The sequence below is a fragment of the Streptomyces sp. NBC_01171 genome (assembly GCF_045039805.1).
Lineage (GTDB): Bacteria > Actinomycetota > Actinomycetes > Streptomycetales > Streptomycetaceae > Streptomyces.
The window spans coordinates 3,699,360-3,715,192 of the sequence record NZ_CP108609.1 but is presented as its reverse complement, the minus strand read 5'-3'; the positions used below and the strand labels follow the sequence as shown (position 1 = coordinate 3,715,192).

Annotated in this window: 14 protein-coding genes; 8 read left to right on the top strand and 6 right to left on the bottom strand. The window is 73.1% G+C overall.

Going from position 1 to position 15,833, the window contains the following annotated elements:
- Window positions 1-48: 48 nt before the first annotated feature.
- Complete coding sequence (locus tag OG448_RS17315; protein ID WP_405554871.1) at window positions 49-975, bottom strand: DUF3027 domain-containing protein; 927 nt, start codon at window positions 973-975, stop codon at window positions 49-51.
- Between the two features lie 281 nt (window positions 976-1,256).
- Here OG448_RS17315 and OG448_RS17310 point away from each other — a divergent pair, with 281 nt between their 5' ends.
- From OG448_RS17310 to OG448_RS17295, 4 genes are all read left to right on the top strand, one after another.
- Window positions 1,257-2,657, top strand: a complete 1,401-nt coding sequence (locus OG448_RS17310; RefSeq protein ID WP_405554869.1) for an MFS transporter — start codon at window positions 1,257-1,259, stop codon at window positions 2,655-2,657.
- Window positions 2,658-2,719: 62 nt separating this feature from the next.
- Entirely contained in the window at window positions 2,720-3,205 is a 486-nt protein-coding gene (locus OG448_RS17305) for a DUF2771 domain-containing protein (RefSeq protein WP_391299247.1), read from the top strand.
- Between the two features lie 17 nt (window positions 3,206-3,222).
- The gene (locus OG448_RS17300) at window positions 3,223-3,942 is read left to right on the top strand and encodes a futalosine hydrolase (RefSeq protein ID WP_405554867.1); all 720 of its coding nucleotides are present in this window, start codon (window positions 3,223-3,225) and stop codon (window positions 3,940-3,942) included.
- Window positions 3,932-4,780 (top strand): 1,4-dihydroxy-6-naphthoate synthase, encoded by an 849-nt coding sequence (locus OG448_RS17295; protein ID WP_405554865.1) that lies wholly within the window; start codon window positions 3,932-3,934, stop codon window positions 4,778-4,780. Before OG448_RS17300 ends, OG448_RS17295 begins: the two co-directional genes overlap by 11 nt.
- 8 nt (window positions 4,781-4,788) lie before the next feature.
- Here OG448_RS17295 and OG448_RS17290 read toward each other — a convergent pair whose 3' ends face one another.
- Window positions 4,789-5,172: a cold-shock protein gene (locus OG448_RS17290; protein ID WP_086694554.1), complete on the bottom strand. Its 384-nt coding sequence runs from the start codon at window positions 5,170-5,172 to the stop codon at window positions 4,789-4,791.
- 162 nt (window positions 5,173-5,334) lie between these two features.
- Between OG448_RS17290 and OG448_RS17285 the strand changes: the two genes are divergently transcribed.
- Window positions 5,335-5,580 carry a hypothetical protein gene (locus OG448_RS17285; protein ID WP_405554863.1) on the top strand — a complete coding sequence of 82 codons (246 nt, stop codon included), beginning with the start codon at window positions 5,335-5,337 and terminating at the stop codon, window positions 5,578-5,580.
- 209 nt (window positions 5,581-5,789) lie between these two features.
- Here the strand turns inward: OG448_RS17285 and OG448_RS17280 are convergent, their stop codons facing one another.
- Window positions 5,790-6,422, bottom strand: coding sequence for an HAD family hydrolase (locus tag OG448_RS17280; RefSeq protein ID WP_405554861.1), 633 nt, complete (start codon window positions 6,420-6,422; stop codon window positions 5,790-5,792).
- Window positions 6,423-6,471: 49 nt separating this feature from the next.
- On the bottom strand, window positions 6,472-7,461 hold the full coding sequence (locus OG448_RS17275) for a hypothetical protein (RefSeq protein ID WP_405554860.1): 990 nt from the start codon (window positions 7,459-7,461) through the stop codon (window positions 6,472-6,474).
- 137 nt (window positions 7,462-7,598) lie between these two features.
- Here OG448_RS17275 and OG448_RS17270 point away from each other — a divergent pair, with 137 nt between their 5' ends.
- A complete protein-coding gene (locus tag OG448_RS17270) occupies window positions 7,599-10,055 on the top strand; it encodes a helicase-associated domain-containing protein (RefSeq protein ID WP_405554858.1) in 2,457 nt (818 codons plus the stop codon).
- A gap of 70 nt (window positions 10,056-10,125) precedes the next feature.
- The gene (locus tag OG448_RS17265; protein WP_391299260.1) at window positions 10,126-11,781 is read left to right on the top strand and encodes a DNA repair helicase XPB; all 1,656 of its coding nucleotides are present in this window, start codon (window positions 10,126-10,128) and stop codon (window positions 11,779-11,781) included.
- Between the two features lie 19 nt (window positions 11,782-11,800).
- Here OG448_RS17265 and OG448_RS17260 read toward each other — a convergent pair whose 3' ends face one another.
- Both OG448_RS17260 and OG448_RS17255 read right to left on the bottom strand, forming a co-directional pair.
- Window positions 11,801-12,007, bottom strand: a complete 207-nt coding sequence (locus OG448_RS17260) for a hypothetical protein (RefSeq protein WP_391299262.1) — start codon at window positions 12,005-12,007, stop codon at window positions 11,801-11,803.
- A gap of 130 nt (window positions 12,008-12,137) precedes the next feature.
- Window positions 12,138-13,406 (bottom strand): hypothetical protein, encoded by a 1,269-nt coding sequence (locus tag OG448_RS17255; RefSeq protein WP_405554856.1) that lies wholly within the window; start codon window positions 13,404-13,406, stop codon window positions 12,138-12,140.
- 248 nt (window positions 13,407-13,654) lie between these two features.
- Here OG448_RS17255 and OG448_RS17250 point away from each other — a divergent pair, with 248 nt between their 5' ends.
- A complete protein-coding gene (locus OG448_RS17250) occupies window positions 13,655-15,718 on the top strand; it encodes a HelD family protein (RefSeq protein WP_405554854.1) in 2,064 nt (687 codons plus the stop codon).
- Window positions 15,719-15,833: the final 115 nt, after the last annotated feature.

The following is a 15,833-nucleotide window of genomic DNA, read 5'->3' as shown; positions in this document are numbered from 1 at the left end:
CGGTCCGTCCTTCGCGGCGTACGCGCGGGCGGGCGTGCCCGTCGTCCGTTACGAGTGGCCCAGTTCCGCCGCTTCGTCGTCGCCGTCGGCCGGGACCGAGCCGGAGTCGGCGGCGGGGCGGAGCGGGAAGGGGTCGAGCCGGGTCTCGTCCACCACGGGCAGCGGCGGGCGGGGCGGGGTCGGCATGACGGCGGCCTCGGAGTGGGCGCCGCAGCCGTAGGCGAGGGAGACCACGTGGCCGTCGGCCGGGGAGAACTCGTTGCCGCAGACGCCGAACGCCTGGCCCAGCGAGCCTCCGATCGGGGCGAGGAAACCGCAGGTCGCGCAGGTGGCGGGGGCGGCCTGGGCCATCGCGGTCTTCGGGCCGAACGCCTCCTCCCAGCGGTCGGCGGCGACATGCAGGCCGTAGCGGGACAGCACGCGGGCGCGGCGCATGCCCAGTTCCTCGGCGACGGAGGTGATCGAGCCGCGCGCGGGCGGGCCGGCCTGGGCGGCGGGGCTGCCGGGGGTGACCTCGGCGTCCTCGCGCTCGGCCACCTCGCTCAGGCCCTCGGCCAGCGCGGAGTTCGGCGGCGGCTCCTCCTCGCCGGAGAAGCCGGGCTCCAGGCGCAGGTCCTCCTCGTCGGTGGGCAGGAGGTCGCCGGGGCCGAGGTCGCCGGGGCGCAGCCGCTCGCTCCACGGCACCCACTCGGGGGCGAGGAGGGCGTCGCGGCCGGGCAGCAGCACGACTTCGTCCAGGGTGACGATCTTGGCGCGGGAGGCGCGGGCGACGGTGGCGGCCCAACGCCAGCCCCGGTAGCCCGGTTCCGTGCACTCGAAGAAGTGGGTGACGACCCGGTCACCCTCCGACACCACGCCGATATGTTCACCGACGACACCAGGAGCGGCCGCTTCCTCCGCTGCGGTGCGCGCGAGGTCGATCGCCTCGGCGCACAGGCGGTCAGGGGTGCGGCTTCGCGTGGTCGCTGCGCTCACAGGTATCGCTTCTCTCCTACGCCGTCTACGAGTGCGGATGCACTCCGGCGGTGGCGCGGACGGAGCGGACCTGTGGGCCGCATCGACGTCCGCGTCCGAACACGCGCGGGCGCACCTCTGCCATCCATTCTGCGTTATGGCTGAGATACGCACGCTACCCCGTCGCCCATGGTGGGGGACAGTCCACGGCCACCCGGCGGGTTCCGGACAGGTGGATCTTCACAGGTCCGCATCGACTCGCTTGGCCGCAAACCGCCTATCGGACGGCCACTCGGGGCACTATGAAGCACGTGACAGCCACGGACCGGGGGCGCGGTGGCGGCGGTTCGAGCCGCGTCGGCGGTGCCGTCCGCTCCGTCGGCCGTGCCCTCTACCTGCCGGTGACCGGCACGGCACGGGGCATCCGGAAGGTCACGCACGCGCACGGGGCGGGCGAGTCGGGGCTCGGCAAGCTGATCGAGCTGCACGCGGTGAACGGTGCCGGGGACGTCATGATCACCGTGGCGCTGGCCTCCACGGTCTTCTTCTCGGTGCCGACCGACGAGGCCCGTGGCCGGGTCGCGCTCTATCTCGCCATCACGATGGCGCCCTTCACCGTCCTCGCCCCCGTCATCGGCCCGCTGCTGGACCGGCTCCCGCACGGGCGGCGGGCCGCGATGGCCGGGGCGATGCTGGCCCGCGCGCTGCTCGCGCTGGTGCTGTCGGGGGCGGTGGCGAGCGGCGGGCTCGAGCTGTATCCGGCCGCGCTCGGGGTGCTGGTGGCGTCCAAGGCGTACGGGGTGGTGCGCAGCGCGGTCGTGCCCCGGCTGCTGCCGCCGGCGTTCTCCCTGGTCAAGGCCAACTCACGGGTCACGCTGGCCGGCCTGCTGGCCACCGGGGTGGCGGCGCCGATCGGGGCGGGGCTCCAGATGGTCGGGGACCCCTGGCCGCTGTACGGCGCGTTCGTGATCTTCGTCGCGGGTACGTTCCTGTCCTTCTCGCTGCCCCGCACGGTGGACTCGGCCAAGGGCGAGGACGTGGCGCTGCTGGCGGCGGACGAACGGCATCTGCACGGGCCGCAGCGGCGGCAACTGGGCAAGCGGCCGGGGCTGCGGACGGTCGGGCCCGCCGTGACCCACGCGCTGGGCGCCAACGCGGCGCTGCGCTGCCTCTCCGGCTTCCTGATCTTCTTCCTGGCGTTCCTGCTGCGCGAGCACCCGCTGACCGGGGAGAGCGCGGCCGTCTCGCTGGGCATCGTCGGCGTGGCGGCGGGCGCGGGCAACGCGCTGGGTACGGCGGTGGGGGCGTGGCTGCGGTCCAAGGCGCCCGAGATCATCATCGTGACCGTGGTCGCCGTCGCCCTCGGCGCCGCCGTGGTGGCCGCGGTGTTCTTCGGCGCCGTCCTGGTGGCCTGCCTCGCCGCCGTCGCCGGTTTCGCCCAGGCCCTCGGCAAGCTGTCCCTGGACGCCCTGATCCAGCGCGACGTCCCCGAAGCCGTCCGCACCTCCGCCTTCGCCCGCTCCGAGACCATCCTCCAGATGGCCTGGGTCTTCGGCGGCGCGGTAGGCATCGTCATGCCCCTCAACGGCGCGTTCGGCCTGGCCGTGGCCGCCGCGCTGGTGGCTCTGGGCTGGCTGACCACGCTGCGGGGGCTGCTGGCGGCGGCGCGGCACGGGGGGCGGACGCGGCCGCGTGTCGCCTGACGGAGCGGACGTGTCGTACCCCACGTGGACGCCCCGCGAGGTGTGCCCGATAGCCTTCGGGCATGACCTCGCTGCAATCCGCCCCGCGACGCCGCCGGGCGCTCGCCGCCGCCGGTGCCGTTTCTGCCGGACTGCTCGTTCTTTCGGCCTGTGACAAGCCGACGCCCGTCTCCACGGTCACCGTCGGGGACAGCTCGGTCAGTTCCGAGGCGCTCTGCTACAACGGCGACAAGACGCTGACCGCCAAGTCCCTCGCGGAGTGCGCGAAGAAGGCCGGTGACGAGAAGACGATCTCGGTGGACCCGGACGGCGACACGGTCCGTGTCGGCGTCGACCCGAAGATCGCGGACGCGGGCTGGGTGCTGCTGGTCAACGGCCGCCAGTTCACCGACGTCAGCAAGAAGACGTACAGCACCATCCCCGGCAGCGCGTTCTTCAACGCGCAGTACGGCACCCAGGGCAACACCAACACGCTGTCCATCCAGATGGGCACCGGTTCGTCGGCCAAGGGTCTGTGGAGCTACAAGCTCAAGAAGGCGACCTCCTGACGGAGGCTTCCGGTCCCGTGAACGCCCGTACGCGCGTCCTCGTCGCCACCGCCGTCCCGGCCGAACGGGACGCGGTGGCACGGGCGTTTCCGGGCACGGCCGAAGAGGTACGGCTGCCGGGCGCGACGCTGCTGCGGACGGACGGCGCCTGCGACCTGCTGGCCGCCGGTGTGGGCCCCGCCCTCGCCGCCGCCTCCACCGCCACCGCGCTGACCGCCGCCGCCCTTACGGGCACCCCCTACGGTCTGGTCGTCTCGGCCGGGATCGGGGGCGGTTTCCAGCCAGAGGCACCCGTCGGCTCGCTGGTCGTCGCCGACGCGATCACCGCGGCGGACCTGGGCGCCGAGACCCCGGACGGCTTCCTGCCGGTCACCGACCTCGGCTTCGGCACCGTCACCCATCTGCCGCCGAATTCACTCGTACGGGGAGTCGTCGAGGCCACCGGCGCCCGCCCCGGCACCGTGCTGACCGTCTCCACCGTGACCGGCACCGCCACCCGTGCCGCCGCCCTGCGCGAGCGGCACCCCGGCGCGCTGGCCGAGGGCATGGAGGGGTTCGGAGTCGCCGAGGCGGCCGCCGCGCACGGCGTGCCGGTGCTGGAGATCCGCGCGGTGTCCAACCCGGTCGGCCCCCGCGACCGCGCCGCCTGGCGCATCGGCGACGCGCTCGGCGCCCTCACCGGGGCCTTCGGGAAGCTCGCGCCCGCACTGGAGAGTTGGAACACGCATGACGACTGAGCCCCTGCAGATCGCGTACTCGCCCTGCCCCAACGACACCTTCGTCTTCGACGCCGTCGCCCACGGCCGCGTCCCCGGCGCCCCCGCCCTGGACGTGACCTTCGCGGACATCGACATCACCAACGGCATGGCCGAGCGCGGCGAGTTCGACGTGCTGAAGGTGTCGTACGCCGTGCTGCCGTACGTCCTCGACGAGTACGCCCTGCTGCCCTGCGGCGGCGCGCTGGGCCGGGGCTGCGGGCCGCTGGTGCTGACGCGGGAGGCGGACGCCGACCTGACCGGGCGCACGGTGGCGGTGCCGAGCGAGCGCTCGACGGCGTACCTGCTGTTCCGGCTCTGGGCCGCGGACACGCTGCCGGACGGGGTCGGGGAGATCGTGGTGATGCCGTTCCACGAGATCATGCCGGCCGTGCGGGACGGCAAGGTGGACGCCGGGCTCGTCATCCACGAGGCCCGCTTCACCTACCAGGAGTACGGGCTGCACAAGCTCGCGGACATGGGCGAGCACTGGGAGCGGACCACGGGGCTGCCGATCCCGCTCGGGGCGATCATCGCCAAGCGGTCGCTGGGCGCCGAGACCCTTCAGCGGCTCGCGGACGCCTTCCGGACCTCGGTCCGGGCCGCCTGGGACGACCCGGAGGCGTCGCGCGCCTACGTCATGGAGCACGCCCAGGAGATGGACCCGGCCGTCGCCGACCAGCACATCGGGCTGTACGTCAACGAGTTCACCGCCGACCTCGGCGAGGACGGGTACGCGGCGATCCGGGGCCTGCTGACGCGCGCGGCGGCCGAGGGCCTCGTACCGGCCCTCGGCCCGAAGGCGCTGGCGTTCCCTTAAGGGGCTGGTCAGACGTCGAGCTGGTCCGCGACGGCGCGGAGGAGGCCGGCGATCTTCTTGCCCGAGGTGCGCTCGGGGTAGCGGCCCTTCTCCAGCATCGGCGTGATGTTCTCCAGTAGGGTGGTGAGGTCCTGCACGATCGAGGCCAGCTCGTCGGGCTTCTTGCGCTGGGCGGCCGCCACGGACGGGGTCGGGTCGAGCACGGTCACGGAGAGCGCCTGGTCACCGCGCTGGCCGGCCACGACGCCGAACTCCACGCGCTGTCCCGGCTTGAGCGCCTCGACGCCGGCGGGCAGGACCGAGGAATGGACGAAGACGTCGCCGCCGTCGTCGCGGGAGAGGAAGCCGAAGCCCTTCTCGCTGTTGAACCACTTGACCTTGCCGGTGGGCACGTCTGTCCTCGTCCTCGTACTCGTCGGAAAAAGCTCGGAAACGGCTCTGTGTAGCACTGTGGCGGGTCGACCATGACCCGCCGACACCAAGGCTAATGGTCTTCGGGCGGGTGACAAGGTGCTCCCCGGTTGTTCTCTCGCGCTGGGAACTACCCTGGTCCGGTGCGTGACAAAACCCAAACGAATTCCGCCGGGCCCGGTGACGGACTGATCCGCGCCGGCGTCATCGTCTTCTTCCTCGGCGCCGTGGCCACCCTCGTCACGGTCGCCCCGCTCCTCCTCGGCACCCACCCGTTCCCCACCTACATGTTCGGCCTGAGCATGCTGATGGCGGTCGGCTTCCTGGTCGCGGGAGCGGGCGTACTCCGCTCGGTGGCGGCGGGCCGACGACAGGCACGGGGGCGCTAGGCGCTGGCCTTGGCTGTGTCTCTGGGCGCGCGGAGCGCCGGCCGCTGAGGTCGGCGACAGGTCCGCGGGCATCGGCCGGCTGACGGCCGTCATGGCCGGTCGCGCAGTTCCCCGCGCCCCTCGGGTCGGCACGGCCGACGTACCCCCGGCTGCGGGTCGACGCGTGGTCGATGATGCGTTCCGGTGCCGCGGGGCATCGTCCGGCGGCGCTAGGCCGACGTCACGTGGGTGTCCAGCCAGGTCGGGAAAGTGGTCAGGTCCGGGAGGACCACGTCGGCGCCGGCCGCGCGGAGTTCCTCCGGGCTGCACGGGCCCGTGGCCACCGCCACCGAGAGGGCCTCGGCGGCGCGGGCGCCCCGGACGTCGCCGGTGTGGTCGCCGACGTAGACGTGCGCGCCGTGTTCGCGGAGGGCGCGGGCCTTGTCCTCGGCCCAGAGGTCGCCGACCACGACGTCCGGTTCCATGCCGAGGTGGGCCAGGTGGAGCTTGGCGTTGGGCTCGTACTTGGCGGTGACGACCAGGGTGCGGCCCCCGGCGGCGCGGACGGCGGCGATGGCCTCGCGGGCGCCGGTCAGGGCGGGGGTGGGGGTGATGGCGTACTCGGGGTACATCGCCCGGTACAGGTCGGCCGCGGCGGGGACGTCGGCGGCCGGGAACCAGTTCACCAGTTCCTCCGCGAGCGGCGGACCGAGCCGCGTCACCACCAGGTCGGCGTCCACGTACACCCCGGTCCGCTCCGACAGCGCGAGATAGCAGGCCCGGATGCCGGGCCGCGAGTCGATGAGCGTCATGTCGAGGTCGAAGCCGACGGTGGGCGCATACGCAGGGGACACGACAGGCATGACCGCCATTGTGCCCGGCCGGGGTCGCGAGGAGACGGGCCGGGTCCCGCTACCGCCTCCGCTGCGAGCGCCAGAGCAGGAACAGCGCCGAACTCACCGCCGCCCCCCGCACCACCCACGGCCAGGTCTCGGCCAGCGCGTCGCTCATGTGCCCGTCGGCGACCGGAGTCCCCCAGTGCCCGGTGTCGCGCCCCCACAGGTAGCCCACCCCGGCCGCGAGGGCGAGCGCGGGCAGCACCAGCACCGCCCACTTGGTCTCGGCCGGGGTCAGCCGGCGGGAGCCGTAGGCGATGAGCCAGCCGAGGAGCAGCGCGTACCAGTTGCCCAGCACCGCCCCGGCCAGCAGCGCGGCGGCGCCCAGCACCAGGAGCGGGTTGGTCCAGCCGGCCGAGGGGAGCGGGACGAAACGCCGGAACCGGGAGCGCGGGACCACCTCGACGGGCTCCGCCACGGCCTCCTTCGGCCGCGCCTCCTCCGGGGTCTCCTTCGGCGTCTCCCTCGGGGGCCGCCGCAGCATCTCCGGGATCTCCACCCCGCCGACGAACCCCGGCACCGAGTCCGCGGCCGCCGCGCCGAACGGCCCGTCCGCCACCCGCCACCAGTCGGGCCGGGTCAGCGACTCGCCGAGTTCGTCGGCGGACGCGAGATGCGGCGGGGAGGGCGCGTCGGCCGGTACGGAGGGCCCCGGCTCGGCCGGGCGCGGCCGGGGCACGGCGGCGCGCAGCCCCTTGAGCCCCCTGGGCCTCCGCTCCGGCTTCTCCGGCTCCGGCTGCACGGGCACGGCGGTGGGCGGCGGCTGCGGCGCCGGGCCCTTCCCGCCCGCCGACCGCACCACGTCGTCCGGGCTGCCGAGCTGCTCCAGGATGCGGCGCACGGCGGCCGGGCTGTCCACCGTCGCCCGGGCCCGGTGCCGGTCGATCTCGTTGCGCAGCTCGGACACCAGCCGCATGCGCGTGGACGACGGCAACTGCCGCTGCTGCGCCACGTCCCCGACACGGCTCAGATACTCGTAGACGACCTGGTCGCTCTCGATCCCCAACGGAAACCCCTCCGGGGCGACGGCGGTGGAACCCCGTGGAGGAAGGTAGCGCAGACCGCCACCAATCGGCCCACGCGGGCGGAGCGGTCCCCCGGGACCCTCGGCCGCCGCTTGCCCCAGCCGCTAACGTGGGTCAGATGAGCCCCGAGGCATCTTCAACCCCCCGGTCCCTGGCGGAGGCACTCCGCGCGCGGGACGACGCCTCGCTGGCCGCGCTGCTGCGCGACCGACCCGACCTCGTCGCGCCCGTCCCCACCGATCTCACCCAGCTCGCCACCCGCGCGGGCACCCGTGCCTCGGTGCTGCGCGCGCTGGAGCACCTGGACCGGTTCGCCCTCCAGACCGCGCAGGCGCTGGCCGTCGCCCCGGACCCGGCGACCTACGACACGCTGCACGAGCTGCTGGCCGGTGACGACGGCGACCCGGCCGTCACCGAGGCGCTGCCCGACACGGTCGCCGCGCTGCGCAGGCAGGCCCTGATCTGGGGCGACGACGACCGGCTGCACCTGGTGCGCACCGCCCGCGAACTCCTCGCCCCCTCCGCCCAGCACCCCTCCCCCACCGGGCTCGGCCCGACCGTGCGGGAGGCGACGTCGGGCATGTCGCCGGGGCGGGTGCAGCAGATCGTCAACACGGCGGGGCTGCCCTCCACGCACGACCCGGTCTCCGCCGTCACCGCGCTCACCGGTCTGTTCACCGACCGGAAGCGGATGGACGCGCTGCTCGCCGGCGCGCCGGAAGCCGCCCGCGAAGTGCTGACCCGGCTGATGTGGGGTCCGCCGTACGGCCAGGTCACCGCCGACCCCGCCGCCCATCTGCGCTGGCTGCTCAACCGGGGCCTGCTGCTGCCCACCGCGCCCGGCACGGTCGTACTGCCCCGCGAGGTCGCGCTGCACCTGCGCGGCGGCCGGGCGCACCGGGTGCCCGAGCCGGTGCCGCCCGCCGTGGAACCGGCCGTGGCCCACGGCCCGCGGATCGTGGACGCGACGGCCGCCGGGCAGGCGTACACCGCACTCGCCACCATCGAGGATCTGCTCAAGCACTGGGACCAGGGCGGTCCGGCCGTGCTCCGGGCGGGCGGGCTCAGCGTGCGGGACCTGAAGCGGACCGCCGTCGCCCTCGACGCGCCCGAACCGCTCGCCGCGTTCTGGATCGAGCTGGCCTACGCCGCCGGCCTGCTCGCCACGGACGGCGCGGCCGACGAGCGCTACGCCCCCACCCCCGCCTACGACACCTGGCTGGAACGCCCCGTCGCCGAACGCTGGGGCCGCCTCGCCGCCGCCTGGCTCGCCGCGACCCGCACCGCCGGGCTGATCGGCGGCCGGGACATCAAGGACCGCGCCCTGTCCGCACTCGGCCCGGGCCTGGACCGCTCGGCCGCCCCCGAGGTACGGCACCGGGTCCTGACCCTGCTGGCCAACCTCCCCGCAGGGGTGGCACCCACGCCGGAGGCGGTGCTGACCCGGCTGACCTGGGAACGTCCCCTGCGCGCCCCCCAGCGCGACACCGAGGACCTCCGCATCCGGCTGGCCCGCTGGACGCTGAGCGAGGCGGAACTCCTCGGCGTCACCGGCCGGGGCGCCCTCTCCAGCCACGGCCGGGCCCTGCTGGGCGCGGCCCCCGAGCCGGAGGACTCCCCCCTCTCCGCCACGGGCCAGTCCACGGCCACCGCCGTCGGTCTGCTCGCACCCCTCCTCCCCGAACCCCTCGACCACGTCCTGCTCCAGGCCGACCTGACCGCGGTGGCCCCCGGCCCGCTGCTGCGCCCCCTCGCCGAGACGCTCGGGGTCCTCGCGGACGTGGAGTCCAAGGGGGGCGCGACCGTGTACCGGTTCACCCCCGCCTCCGTACGACGTGCCCTGGACGCCGGGCAGACCGCCGCCGACCTGCACGCCTTCCTCGCCCAGCACTCCCGCACCCCGGTACCGCAGCCGCTCACGTACCTCATCGACGACGTGGCCCGCAGGCACGGGCACCTCCGGGTGGGCGTCGCCTCGGCGTACGTCCGCTGCGACGACGACTCCGTGCTGAACGAGATCATGGCCGACAAGCGGGCCGCCGCCCTGCGGCTGCGCCGCCTCGCCCCGACCGTGCTGGCCGCGCCCTGCGACCCGGCGACCCTGCTGGAGGGCCTGCGCGCGCTGGGCTACGCGCCCGCCGCCGAGTCCGCCCAGGGCGATGTGCTGATCACCCGCGCCGACGCCCACCGCACCCCGCCGCGCACCGCGCCCGAGCCGGTGCCGGAGGGTCCGCCCACGCCCGACACCGTGCTGCTCGCGGCCGCCGTCCGCGCCATCCGGGCCGGCGACGTGGCCGCCACCACCCCGCTCAAGGCTTCCGGCCCGCAGCCCGCCGGCGGCGAACTCCCCCGCACCAGCCCCGCCGACACCCTGGCCACCATGCAGGCGGCCGTCATGACCGGCGAGGCCGTCTGGATCGGCTACGTCAACGCCGACGGCGCCGCCAGCCAGCGCGTCGTCGCCCCCATCCGCGTCGAGGGCGGCTTCGTCACCGCCTACGACCACACCGCCGACGAGGTCCGCACCTACCCCCTGCACCGGATCACCGGGGTGGCCGAACTGGCGGAGGACTGACCGCGGGACCTGCCCTCCGGCGTCCGCATCAGGCACACTGGAGGTTTGGCCGCGCGGAAGGATGGCACACGTGAACGGTCCGCTGATCGTCCAGTCCGACAAGACCCTGCTCCTGGAAGTCGACCACGAGCGGGCCGACGAGTGCCGTCGGGCCATCGCGCCCTTCGCGGAGCTGGAACGGGCCCCGGAGCACATCCACACCTACCGGCTCACCCCGCTCGGCCTGTGGAACGCGCGGGCCGCCGGGCACGACGCCGAGCAGGTCGTCGACGCGCTGGTGCAGTACAGCCGGTATCCCGTGCCGCACGCCCTCCTCGTCGACATCGCCGAGACCATGGACCGGTACGGCCGGCTCACCCTGAGCAAGCACCCGGCGCACGGGCTGGTCCTCACCACCACCGACCGGCCGGTGCTGGAGGAGATCCTGCGCTCCAAGCGGGTCACCCCGCTGGTCGGCAACCGGATCGACCCGGACACCGTGGCCGTGCACCCCTCCGAGCGGGGGCAGATCAAGCAGACCCTGCTCAAGCTGGGCTGGCCCGCCGAGGACCTCGCCGGATACGTGGACGGCGAGGCGCACCCGATCGACCTGCGCGAGGACGGCTGGGCGCTGCGCCCGTACCAGAAGCAGGCCGTGGAGAACTTCTGGCACGGCGGCAGCGGTGTCGTGGTGCTGCCCTGCGGTGCGGGCAAGACGCTGGTCGGCGCCGGGGCGATGGCGCAGGCCGGGTCGACCACGCTGATCCTGGTCACCAACACCGTCTCCGCGCGCCAGTGGAAGCACGAGCTGGTGAAGCGGACCTCGCTGACCGAGGACGAGATCGGCGAGTACAGCGGCACCAAGAAGGAAATCCGGCCGGTCACCATCGCCACCTATCAGGTGCTGACCACCCGCCGGAAGGGCGTCTACCCGCACCTCGAACTCTTCGACTCCCGTGACTGGGGTCTGATCGTCTACGACGAGGTCCATCTGCTGCCCGCTCCCGTCTTCAAGTTCACCGCCGATCTCCAGGCCCGCCGCCGCCTCGGTCTGACCGCGACCCTGGTGCGCGAGGACGGCCGCGAGTCCGACGTGTTCTCCCTGATCGGGCCCAAGCGGTTCGACGCGCCGTGGAAGGAGATCGAGGCGCAGGGCTACATCGCGCCCGCCGACTGCGTCGAGGTCCGCGTCAACCTCACCGACACCGAGCGGCTCGCCTACGCCACCGCGGAGACCGAGGACAAGTACCGCTTCTGTGCCACCACCGCGACCAAGCGGAAGGTCACCGAGGCGATCGTGCGCCGGTTCGCCGGGCAGCAGATCCTCGTGATCGGGCAGTACATCGACCAGTTGGACGAGCTGGGCGAGCATCTGAACGCGCCCGTGATCAAGGGCGAGACCTCCAACGCCCAGCGGGAGAAGCTCTTCGACGCCTTCCGTGAGGGCGAGATCAGCGTGCTGGTCGTCTCCAAGGTCGCCAACTTCTCCATCGACCTGCCCGAGGCGACGGTCGCCGTCCAGGTGTCCGGCACCTTCGGCTCCCGGCAGGAGGAGGCCCAGCGGCTCGGCCGGGTGCTGCGGCCCAAGTCGGACGGCCACCGGGCGCACTTCTACTCGGTCGTCGCCCGCGACACGATCGACCAGGACTTCGCGGCCCACCGCCAGCGCTTCCTGGCGGAGCAGGGCTACGCCTACCGGATCGTCGACGCCGACGAGATCCTGGCGGAGGGGTCGAAGGAGAACTGAGGCCAGGAGCGGGACCCGGCTATGGGTCCCCGAGGGCGTCCCCGTATCTGCGGTGGACGCCCGCCTCCTCGCCGTACTCGCCGAGTATGACCACGCCGAAGGCGGCCTGCGCGTAGACCTTGATCGCGCGCAGGGCCTCGCCCAGGACGTGGTGGTGGTCGCCGCCGGCCACCGCGGTGGCTCCGGACGGACGGGGTGGGGCGGGGTGGATGGTCGCTGCGCTCATGTCTCCATGGTGAGACTTCCGGCATAAGTCCGGAATACACCCACGGGTCGGTTCTCAAAGCGATCCCTCTGCACCCGAGGGTGGAGCCCGCCCCTACGCCCGGTCGCCGAAACCCCCTAGGGGTAGGCGCTCAGGAGCCGTCCGCGTGCACCGCGTACACGTACCGCTTCCCCGCGTACTCACTGAGGTTCCAGATCACCGACTCGGCGAACGACCAGCCCGAGGCGCCGCTGGTGTGGTAGCTGAGGTCCTCGCAGCCGATGTTCAGGTTGCACACCGTGCTCGCGGTCGAGGCGCCCGAGGTGAAGGTGCGCAGGGCGCCCGTGCCGGAGGGGCCGTTGCTGACCGAGAGGTAGTGCTTGCTGTTGCGGGAGACGACGCCCTGGATCTTCTTCTGGGCGACCGTGACCGCCTCGCTCGGCGTGCCCGAGGACAGCGAGCGGGTGGTGTAGTCGAGGTCCCAGCGCACGACCTTCGGCGTGGTGGTGGGCGCGCCCGTACCGGTCCACGAGGTGCCCGAGTAGTCGACGGCGCCGTCCTCGGAGTACTCGCTCACCACCAGGCTGTCCGGGGTGCTGGCGCGGTCGAGGCCGATCGCCGAGTAGCGCAGGTACTTGCCGGAGTTGTCGTAGGCGCCGCTCTGCGGGAGCACGTACGAGTAGCCGTAGCCGTAGTAGGTGCCGTCGACCAGGCCGCAGGAGTCCACCTGGGTGGTGTCGACCTGGAAGAGGGTGTTGAGGTCGAAGACCCGCAGGCCCTTGTAGGTGTCGACGACGTACAGCAGGTTGCCGTACCAGAGGATGCCGCCGGCGTGCTTGCGTATGGGGTTGAAGGAGAACTCGCCGGTGGCGGTCTTCACCGGCTCGACCAGCAGGACGTGGCGGTAGGTGGGCGCGGAGGCCGAGTTGTAGTTGACGAAGGTCAGCCGCAGACCCTTGTCGAGGGGGTAGTCGTCGGTGCCGTCGCCGTCCGGGTCGGTCTCGAAGTACCAGGAGACCAGGACGGCCTTGTTGCTGCCGCCGTCGGGGTACACGCCGTTGCCGTAGGCGTCGGCGCTGGTGGTGACGCCCTGCGGAATCCAGTAGTCGACGGCCTGGTCGCCGCTGTCCCAGGTGAAGCCGGCCTCGAACGCCTGGGACGTGCCCGGGGCGCTGGTGAGGCGGGTGGCCTTGCGGTTGGTGTCGGCGAGGACGGCGGTCGCGTCGACCTTGGTCAGCTTGGTCGCCAGGCCCGCGCTCAGGTCGGCGAACTCCCCGTAGGAGTTGCCCGTACGGGCGGTGAGGGCGAACTGCGCCGGGTCGATGGTGGCGGCGTGCGCGGTGGCGGGAGCGAGGATGGCGCTCGCCGCTCCGACGAACGGTGCGGCGGCGATTCCCCGGAGGATACTTCTGCGAGTCATGGACATGGCGGCGAACGTACGTCCTACATGATCAGCCGCACAAGCACATCAGTTCGGCTCCGGAGTGACGCGGGGCCTGATGTGGACGCGCCCGGATATTCATTGGCCTCGCCCCGCCCGCCCCGCCTACAATCTCCGCTCTTGCCCGCCTCCCCTCGGAGTGCCGCCGCCCGGCCGGTAACCGGACGGCACCTTCAGGCCGTATCCGGCCTCGTGACCACGCAGCAGGTACAACCGGAGGCACTCCCTTGTCCGCGACCGCGCCCGACCCGCTCGACGACCCCCGCGCCCCCCTGACCCGCGAACGCACCCACCTGGCCGACTCACGGGCCGCCCTGCGCGCCATGCGGGAGGACGTGGAGGCGCTGGACATCAAGGACGTCGCCGCGAACTGGGTCAACGCACAGGTGCTGACCCGCCAGATCGACGACCGGATCAAGGCGCTGGCCGACCTCAGCGACACCCCGCTGTTCTTCGGGCGGCTCGACTACCTGCACGCGCCGGGGTCCGAGCAGGCGGAGGGCGCGGAGGGCGAGCGGTTCTACATCGGGCGCCGGCATGTGCACGACGCGGACGGCGACCCCATGGTCATCGACTGGCGTGCCCCGGTGTCGCAGCCGTTCTACCGGGCGTCCAGGAAGGACCCGATGGACGTCGGACTGCGCCGCCGCTTCGGCTACACCGGCGGTGAGCTGACCGCGTACGAGGACGAGCACCTGTCGGACCCCTCGGAGACGGCGGCGACCAGCAAGCTGCTCCAGCAGGAGATCGAGCGGCCGCGCGTCGGCCCCATGCGGGACATCGTCGCCACCATCCAGCCCGAGCAGGACGAGATCGTCCGCAGCGGGCTCGGCGGCACCGTGTGCGTGCAGGGAGGTCCCGGTACGGGCAAGACGGCGGTCGGTCTGCACCGGGTCGCCTATCTGCTCTACGCGCACCGGGAGCGGCTCGCCCGTACCGGCACCCTGGTCATCGGGCCGAACCGGTCCTTCCTCCACTACATCGAGCAAGTGCTGCCCGCGCTTGGCGAGTTGAGCGTGCAGCAGGCCACCGTGGACGATCTGGTGGCCCATGTGGAGGTGCGCGGCACGGACGAGGCGCGGGCCGCCGTGCTCAAGGGTGACGCCCGGATGGCCGAGGTGCTGCGCCGGGCGCTGTACGCGCAGGTGACGATGCCCACCGAGCCGATCATGGTGGTGCGCGGCTCGCGCCGCTGGCGGGTCCCGGCGTACGAACTGGAGGAGATCGTCCGCGAATTGCTGGGACGCGAGATCCGGTACGGCGCCGCCCGCGAGGCGTTGCCGCAGCGGATCGCGCACGCGGTGCTGGTGCAGATGGAGCGGGCCGGGGAGGCGCCGGACGACCGGGTGCAGGACGCGGTCGCGCGCAACAGCGCGGTCAAGGCGGCCGTGAAGGCCGTCTGGCCGCCGGCCGACCCGGCCAAGCTGGTGTTGCGGCTGCTGTCCGACGGGGAGTTCCTCGCCGAGCACGCGGCCGGAATCCTGGACGAGGACGAACAGAAGGCCGTGCTCTGGGCCAAGCCGGTGCGCAGCGTGAAGTCGGCCAAGTGGTCTTCCGCGGACGCGGTGTTGATCGACGAGGCGGCCGACCTGATCCAGCGCACGCACTCGCTGGGCCATGTCGTGCTGGACGAGGCGCAGGACCTCTCGCCCATGCAGTACCGCGCGGTCGGCCGCCGCTGCACCACCGGCAGCGCGACCGTCCTCGGGGACCTCGCGCAGGGCACCACCCCCTGGGCGACCCGGAGTTGGGACGAGGCGCTGGCCCATCTGGGCAAGGGCGAAGGCGTGATCGAGGAACTGACGGCCGGTTTCCGCGTCCCCACGGACGTGATCACGTACGCCTCCCGGCTGCTCCCCCATATCGCGCCCGGCCTCACCCCGGTCGCCTCCGTCCGGGAGAATCCCGGCTTCTTCGAGGTGCGCGCGGTGGACGGGGTGGCCGAAGTGGTCGCCGCGTGTGAGGAGTTGCTGGGCAACGAGGGTTCGACCGGTCTCATCGCCGCCGACGCCCGGATGTCCGCGCTCGCCGAGGCCCTGACCGCCGCCGGGATCGGCTTCCTCGCGCCCGGTGAGGAGACCACCGAGGAGACCCGGCTGACCCTGGTCCCGGCCTCGCTCGCCAAGGGCCTGGAGTACGACTACGTGGTGCTGGACGAGCCGCGCGCCGTGGTCGACGGCGAGCCCGACGAACGCACCGGCCTGCGGCGGCTCTACGTGGCACTGACCCGAGCGGTCTCCGGGCTGATCGTGGCGCACACCGGGCCACTGCCCGAGCAGCTCACGGGCTGAGCGGCTGGGTAGGGTGCTGAGTCCGTTCCCTGCCATGTCCCGCCGAAGGGTCACCTGTTGAGCTTCCCGCCGCCTTCACAGCCGTACCCGATGGCACCCGGGGTCCCTTACGGGT